Annotated in this window: 4 protein-coding genes; 2 read left to right on the plus strand and 2 right to left on the minus strand. The window is 38.2% G+C overall.

Annotated elements, in window-relative coordinates:
* Both ACWATR_RS38110 and ACWATR_RS38115 read left to right on the plus strand, forming a co-directional pair.
* On the plus strand, nucleotides 1–1,022 hold a 1,022-nt coding region (locus ACWATR_RS38110), incomplete at its 5' end, for a tetratricopeptide repeat protein (protein WP_460344992.1).
* Between the two features lie 147 nt (nucleotides 1,023–1,169).
* The gene (locus tag ACWATR_RS38115; RefSeq protein ID WP_460344995.1) at nucleotides 1,170–2,138 is read left to right on the plus strand and encodes a fibronectin type III domain-containing protein; all 969 of its coding nucleotides are present in this window, start codon (nucleotides 1,170–1,172) and stop codon (nucleotides 2,136–2,138) included.
* On the opposite strand, the gene ACWATR_RS38120 is transcribed toward ACWATR_RS38115, so the two are convergent.
* On the minus strand, nucleotides 2,099–4,606 hold the full coding sequence (locus tag ACWATR_RS38120; protein ID WP_460344998.1) for a CHAT domain-containing protein: 2,508 nt from the start codon (nucleotides 4,604–4,606) through the stop codon (nucleotides 2,099–2,101). The genes ACWATR_RS38115 and ACWATR_RS38120 overlap by 40 nt on opposite strands.
* Before the next feature lie 259 nt (nucleotides 4,607–4,865).
* Entirely contained in the window at nucleotides 4,866–7,331 is a 2,466-nt protein-coding gene (locus tag ACWATR_RS38125) for a two-partner secretion domain-containing protein (RefSeq protein ID WP_460345001.1), read from the minus strand.
* Nucleotides 7,332–7,398: the final 67 nt, after the last annotated feature.

A 7,398-nucleotide genomic window follows, 5' to 3' on the forward strand; every position in this document is an offset into this window, starting at 1 on the left:
ATATAGATAAAAATATTGCTGATTTGATAGATGATTTGATGGCTCCTTTTCCAGGCCAACGGCCACAAAGTACTCAAGTAATAATTCAGAGATTAGAACGATTACCACTTCAATCAAAGCTTCACCGTGTAATAACATCGAAGTCATTTCAAATTTGTGCGAGTGTTGTGGGGGCTTTAAGTTTGTTTGGCTTGTTTTATGCATCACTTCCTTTTATAGCTAATTATTATTTAGATCAAGGAAAAAAAGCTCAACAAGAAAATCGGTTTGCAGATGCTCAAAATTATTTTAACCAAGCAATTAAATATAATTCTAATCTAACTTCTTCAATCTCCCAGTTTTACTTTGAGCAGGCAGATCGGCGTGGAAATACTCTTGAAGCTTCTCGAAAATACTATGAGTTAACTATTAAGCTTAACCCTAAATATGAAGATGCATATACTAACTTGGCTTTAATATGTCAAGAAATGTCAGATGATAACTGTATTAAAAGTAGCTATGAGGCACTTTTTAGATTAAATCCTAAGTCATGGTTAGGGCATTATACGCTGGGAAGTTTTTATGATGAAAGGACGGAATATACATTAGCGGAAGAGCAATATAACTTAGCTATAAAAAATAATAGCCAAGCTGTAGCTGCAATTAATAATTTATCCAGACTAAAGAATATAACTGGTGATTATAATACAGCAGTTTCTTTAGCTTTAGATGGGTTACAAAAAACTAAAGACCCCGAAAGTCAAGCTACTTTATACAAGAATTTAGGCTGGGCGAAATTAGGGCAAAAGAAGTATAGCGAGGCGAAGCAATATTTAGAAAAAGCGACAGACTTGGACTCTAAAAGAACAGATGCTTACTGCCTGCTAGCACAAGTACATGAAGCCTTGGGGGAAATTAATCATGCAAGGATATCCTGGGAAGTCTGCTTGGTTGCTGAGTCTAACCAGTTAGAGGTTCAGAAATGGAGGAAGCAAGTATTAAAGCGGTTATTGGGAGATATTGTGCCGGGATCTTCACCATAGGCTTTTTTTTGTTCCCTAATCCCGTTATGCTACTAACTTAAAGATAACCAGACAATATTTTCAATGCCCAATCTAGCCACACCGGACTCAACCAACGAAGTAGGGAAAAAAGTCTCTAGAGTTCCATTGCTAACAATTGCATCAATAATGCTTCTATCAAACTCTGGCGGCGCATTGGCTCAACCCCAACTAGTAGCAAAGCGTGTCTGCATTAATGAAGTTGGTAGAATTATCAGCTCAGGCGATCGCTATCTAGCAGTCGGAAGCGAGATTTGTCTAGGAGATAAAATTACCCCCGCTAACGGAAGTAAGGTTAAGGCTGTGTGCTATTCGAGTCGCCAGGTTTTAGAATTTCAGCAGAGTGCTGTTTTTGGTGTCTCAGGCATCTGTACGCCGCCACAGTTTCAAGCAGAACGACGGCAATGTACACCTCTAAATCGGGATGGCTGTCCAAAGATGAAAGGCCCAGGTGAGGATCAAGATTCATTAAAGCTGATTACTCCCTACGGAAATATACTTTTGAATACCCGACCAACAATTTCTTGGCATCCTGTTGCCAATGCTACCAGCTATACAGTAGAGGTCACTAGTTACGAATTTCACTGGGAAACAGAAGTAAAAGATACTATACTGTCCTATCCAAAAGAGCTAAAAGAATTGGAGTACGGTGCTACGTATACAATTACAGTAACTGCAAATAAAGGTGACTCTCCTATTAATTCTCCTACCAAGTTAGTAGTTCATGTATTGCCTGAAGGTGATGTTAAACAGGTTTTAGAGGAGGTGAATGTCATTAAAAAGTTAGGCTTATCTGCCGACGAAGCTGCTTTTCTCGATCTAGATATTATATATATGTCAAAAGGCTTTTTAAATGAAACAATTAATTCATTAAAAGCAAGAGTGGCAGCAGGTAGTAAAAATCCGACTCTGTTTAGAGTACTAGGAGATCGTTATTTGGATGCATGGTTATTAGATGAAGCTTTTCGTGAATACAAAATGGCAGAGTGGTTGGCGAAAAGTAGTGGCAACTCTAATGAATTAGCTCAGGTACAGTCACGGCTAAAATTGATGAAATATCAAAGCCAACCACCGATGAGGAGGAAACCTGCCCAATAATAAGGGTGGGAGTAATCTGGATTTGATAACAAACTCAATTGTGCAAGACGCAGTGCCTCTGTTTTAGTTTTACCATCTTTCAACTCCTTGTAAAATTCTTTCATGAGCAGAGCGGTAGATTTGTCATCTACGCGCCATAAAGTTGCGACAGTACTCCTTGCTCCTGCTTGGGCTGCGATCCCAGCGATTCCTAACGCCGAGCGCTTATTTCCCTTAGCTGTCTCACAACCACTCAAAACCAATAACTCAATTGCATCTTCATTAATTTGATTTTTTTGTTTGAGCAAACTGTCAAACTCTAATAAGTTGATTGCTTTGTCCCAGCTAAAAAACATTGTCAGTTGAGGAACCGAATTAAATTGAGCATGAGTTGTTAAGTGAATAATCGGAAAAGTCTCTCTACTTAATTCTTTTATAAAACGCTTATAAGTGAACTCTTCATTGAGCAACGAGAGTGAAGAATTGGTTTGCTCTTTGACGTTTGCTATTTCTTCTACCACAGATGGCAGTTCTGTCAGGTATGAAGGAGCATTTGCGGCTTTGAAGCTGGGACTAGATTTAGATAGTCCAGCAATTAAAGCTCTTAATTGTTTTCTAGGTAAGAGTTTGGGTTGCCGAACTTTAGAACCCAAAGTCTCAGCAATGTTGTAGTGCTTCAGTAAATAATCTTTTCCATCATGAAGCAAGCCCATAGGTAAATTTTGGAAAGATGTATCTAAAGTAAAGACTAGTGTTCCATCTGGTGGTAAATATTTTTTGATGGGTGCAATTAGCGAATTGTAAAGTGCTTGAGAGTAATCAATAATTACGGAATTTATAGTATTAGCAAAGTTCCGATCGTGTAAAGTTTGTAAAAGATGATTTGCATGAACTTTAACTAACTTTGAATCAACAGAGTGGTAGTGAAGGGATTTATCAGGTGACTGAAGAATTACCTGTATACTGTTGCCCAAATCAATAATGTGAATTACTGAAGGGATAATAGTTAAATTTTTTAGATTATTTAAAGCTACAAGGTCAAGTGTACTGCATTGAAGATAATTTTCCAACTCTGCTAGTTGAAGTTCTTCGTTGATTTGAACGACTTTATCTAAATTGAGGTGAGGATTTTCTAGCAGTAATCGCATATAACTACGATATACGGGCTCTATTTTTTCATAAAAGAAGAATGGTGTATCTGGATTGCTGGGTAAAAGGTTTCCCCGAATGTAAGTGAGGTTCTTAATAGCTGCACTATAAGCTTGAAGAGCTGCCTCAGATTTACCTTGTTTTGTGTACACATCGCCCAACTGCTGCTGCCATTCATAAGCAATATCCAATGCATTAATTGATTGTGCCAAGCCTAGAGCAGATTCAAAATATGCTTGTGATTTTTCTGGCTGTAATTTGCCTAGAGAGCCTAAGCTATACGATTCTAATCTTTGGCTATCAATGCTTTTAGCACTTTGTAAAGCGGATTCAGCATACTGAATGGCTAATGATTGCAATTGTTTATTTGAAGTTTTATTCAGACTTTCAGCAAAATTAAGCTGGGCAAAAACAGATTCGCTAGGAGGTAATTGAGAAAATATTGAAGAATTTTTCAGCAGTTGCTCTATTAAAGGTTTAATTTGTTGATTAATATTAGCGTTAACAGTAGCTAAATGTGTATTACTTGACTTCGGCTGTGTTGTCAGCCATTTATCAAAATTTAGCAGTATATTTAAGCGGCGTAGCTGAGATTTTATTTTTATCGACTTAGTAGTGTTTGCTGTGTTATCTACCTGCTGATAATAATCAAGCGATAAAAGTGCATTTTGCTGAATCTGAGTAACAGTTTGTTTCTTGAAATCTGTATCTTCTATCCACTTGTATTGATTTTGCGCTCTCTCGTACATAGACTCTTTAGTGTTAGCCAATGAAAACAAAACAGAACTAATGTCTTGTTTTGGTGTCACTGTCTGAGCAATCGACAATATTTCCTTTAAAACTATTTCAGATTCATCTAACTTACCAATTAAACGCAAAGCGTCTCCTAAATTATGCAATCCTAACAAGTTTACTGGTATTGGATCTACCTGATGAATTGCTGCTCTAAGTTTTTCTACTGTAAATTCATCTGGTTGTTTTGAGGATGAATCACAGATCCACTTGTCCATCTTCAAAGCTTCTAAAGTTGTTTTGCAGGCACGAGAGTACAAACCTAAAGCTTGTAAAGCTAGGTTTTGGTTGATCAAACTGCCACTAACGCCTTCATAATCGTGGAGTTGATGGTAAAGTTTAGCTGCTTGCTTCCAAGTTTCATAAGCATTTGAAGCTTGTCCTTGATTTAATTGCTCGTGACCCTTTTGGGTCAATAGCTCTGCCTGATTTTGCCGTACTTCTTTGTTTCTCTGAGCCAGCATCAAAGATGGTTGGCTTAAAATTATCAACAAACTTACACTCATCCCTAACAAAAAATATTTCAACCAATATCGAAATCGAATCATCTTAATGACCAATTGTTTGTTGTTGATACTTGTGTTATCAAAACAGAATTCAGTCAGAATTCAGCATGAATTGAAGTCTGATTGCTGGATGAATAAACTGCGTTTTTGCACCCTCTTAAATCAAAGATTTAAAAGATTTAGTGGTTTTCAATCAGTTATGGGTCTGAATCCCTCACTGATAGCGACGCGGAAAGCGAGTCATCGAGCGTCTTGATTCTGAGCAGAGGCGGAGCGTCTCTGTCTTTGCTCCTGAATTCAGCTATTCGGAATTCTTATTCAACTGAAGTTCTGCATGGCACCCTTTATCAGATACCGAAGGGTAGGGACTGACGATTGGATTAGCTTCTGCTGTCAAGACGACATCTCCCTTGGAATTCCGTATCCACCCTTGAGCTTCTACGATCTTCGTGGCTTCTTCATTTACTGTCAAATTATCATTAGCTTGAACAAAATCTCTCTGCCAGCCAGGACTGCTATACACTTGTTTAACAGAACTAGCTGGCAGTCCCCCAGTACCAGTATTCACAAAGCTACTTGCTACTTCACCAGAATGACCCTGGCATAGTGACACTATCTCTGGGGTTTGTGCGATCGCTTGTGGTTCTAATCTGCTTTGGCTTGGATTTGTGTCTTGAGCATTGATCTCTACTGTGCCATTAATACCTCGTTGAGAACTGGCTATGATTGTGCTATCGGGAGATAACAACAGTGCTTGAGTGTTAACCTGAATATTGCCGCCTTTTCCCTCAAAAGCATTTGCTGTGATACTGCTATTTTTTATTGCAAGTAAGATATCCGTGTTGATGGTGATGTTGCCACCGTCCCCGTTGGTGCCTTGTTGTCCAGCAGTTGCAGAGATAGTGCCATTGTTTAATTGAAGAATGTTTGACTGAACTGCAATGTCCCCTCCTTCTCCGATCGCAGTGGTGGCACTGATTCCTCCGTTATTGGTAATATTGATTTCATTGGCGTTAACTTGAATACTCCCGGCGTTACCAAGACCGTCATTGCGGACAGTAATCAGAGCGTTACCAGTAATATTCAAAAGAGGAGTATTAATAGCTATATTTCCTGAGTTACCAGAAGGAATGGGAGGAAGTCCGAATAAATTCCGTATGATTTGGGACTCGATATTAGCTGATGAAATTACTAAGCTAGGATTTTGAGAACTAGGCACACCTTTTATATCTATGGAATTTGAAGCATTTATAGTAACACTTCCACTATCACCACTTGCTAAGGTAGAAGAATCAATCCTACCCCCGTCTCGAACTATTAATCTTGATGTATTGACTGTTAAATTACCTGCGTTACCAGCATTCAAAGTGGTAGCAGATAAAATACTTGGTTGAAAGGTAATTGGTGCATATCCCTCTACCATTACAGAGTCAGTTGCATTTATCGTTACGTCTCCTCCTCTACCAGTTCCTAATGTTGAAGATCCTATTGCACCACCACCTGTAGCGATAAGTCTTTGCGTTGATACCACAATGTTGCCAGCATTTCCAGAACCAAATGTTCCAGCAGTAATAAGACTAAAAACACCGGAATTGAGAGGTGAAACTCCTACTAAATTTACAGAGTCAGTTGCATTTATAATTATATTGCCACTGTTAGCAGGACTAAATGTCAAGGAATTTATTTGCCCTCCATCCCGAAGAATTAATCTTGTAGTTGATATTTCTATGTCTCCAGATTTGCCGAGTCCTATAGTTTCATTCCGTAAACTACCGGCAATTTTAGCAACTGGATCAGTGCCACTTATGTCTAAGGAGTCGGAAGCATTTACTTGTAACGTTCCTCCTGGCAATAATCCTTGATTTTGAATTAAAATTACGGAACCGTCAGTAAGTGTAATCTTTTGTCCTTGTATCTGGATAGAACCGCTACTAACACCACTAGCATTAACTAGAGCACGTTTTGATAGTTGAATATCCTGAAAAGAAGCTGTATTTTCGTAGGATAAATTCCAGCCAGAGGATGTTTGTATTAGGTTGACTAAACTATTCTTTCCTACACTACCTAGTTCGACCCTTCCACTTTCGGCTGTTATTATGCCGCCATTTAAAATCACATTTCCTCCAACTAATGCTATTGTCTTTGTTGGCTGAACTCGTAAACCTGTAGAGGCATTTTGTCCGACTGCTGGGGAGAATCGTGAACCAATTACGCTATGTCCTATGCCTTCGACACGGATTGCTTCAGAGTTATTCGCAAATTGCAGTCCAATGGGTGTGCTTATAGTCAGTATCGGTGTAGTTTGCGAGTCTCTGCCCGTGAATTGGAAGCCATCAGCAAACTTGATACTGTTTGCTGTACTGCTAATAAAAGAACCACCAATATTTAACTGGGCATTTTGACCAAAAACAATTCCATTAGGATTGATTAAAAATAAATTTGCTGAACCATTAGCACGAATTAATCCATCAATACTAGAAGCTGAATTGCTAGTGACTCTGCCTATAATATTTTCAATATCCATTGAATTATTAAAATAAGCTGTACTTCCGGTAGGGATAGAAAATTCTTTAAAACTATGAAATAAATTACCGCCTACTGTTGTTCCTTTATCTATAATTCTAGTGTTATTTTCTAACTTTATACTTGTGTTGTTAGGCAATGTGCTATCTGGAATAATCTGAGATCGACATGGAGCATTAGTCAGCAGATTATAGACCAAAACAATAGCAGAAATTCTTAGCGAATTATGGTAATAGTATCCCATCTTAAAATAAATACGATTTGTTAAAAAAATAATTAGGGCTCGTATTTCATGAAAATGACAAAACCCT

Source organism: Nostoc sp. UIC 10890 (genome assembly GCF_054786515.1).

What these genes read in the sequence shown, in the direction of transcription:
- ACWATR_RS38115 (WP_460344995.1), top strand. Translation starts at nt 1,170, where the DNA reads ATGCTTCTATCAAACTCTGGCGGCGCATTGGCTCAACCCCAACTAGTA.
- ACWATR_RS38120 (WP_460344998.1), bottom strand. Translation starts at nt 4,606, where the DNA reads ATGATTCGATTTCGATATTGGTTGAAATATTTTTTGTTAGGGATGAGT.
- ACWATR_RS38125 (WP_460345001.1), bottom strand. Translation starts at nt 7,331, where the DNA reads ATGGGATACTATTACCATAATTCGCTAAGAATTTCTGCTATTGTTTTG.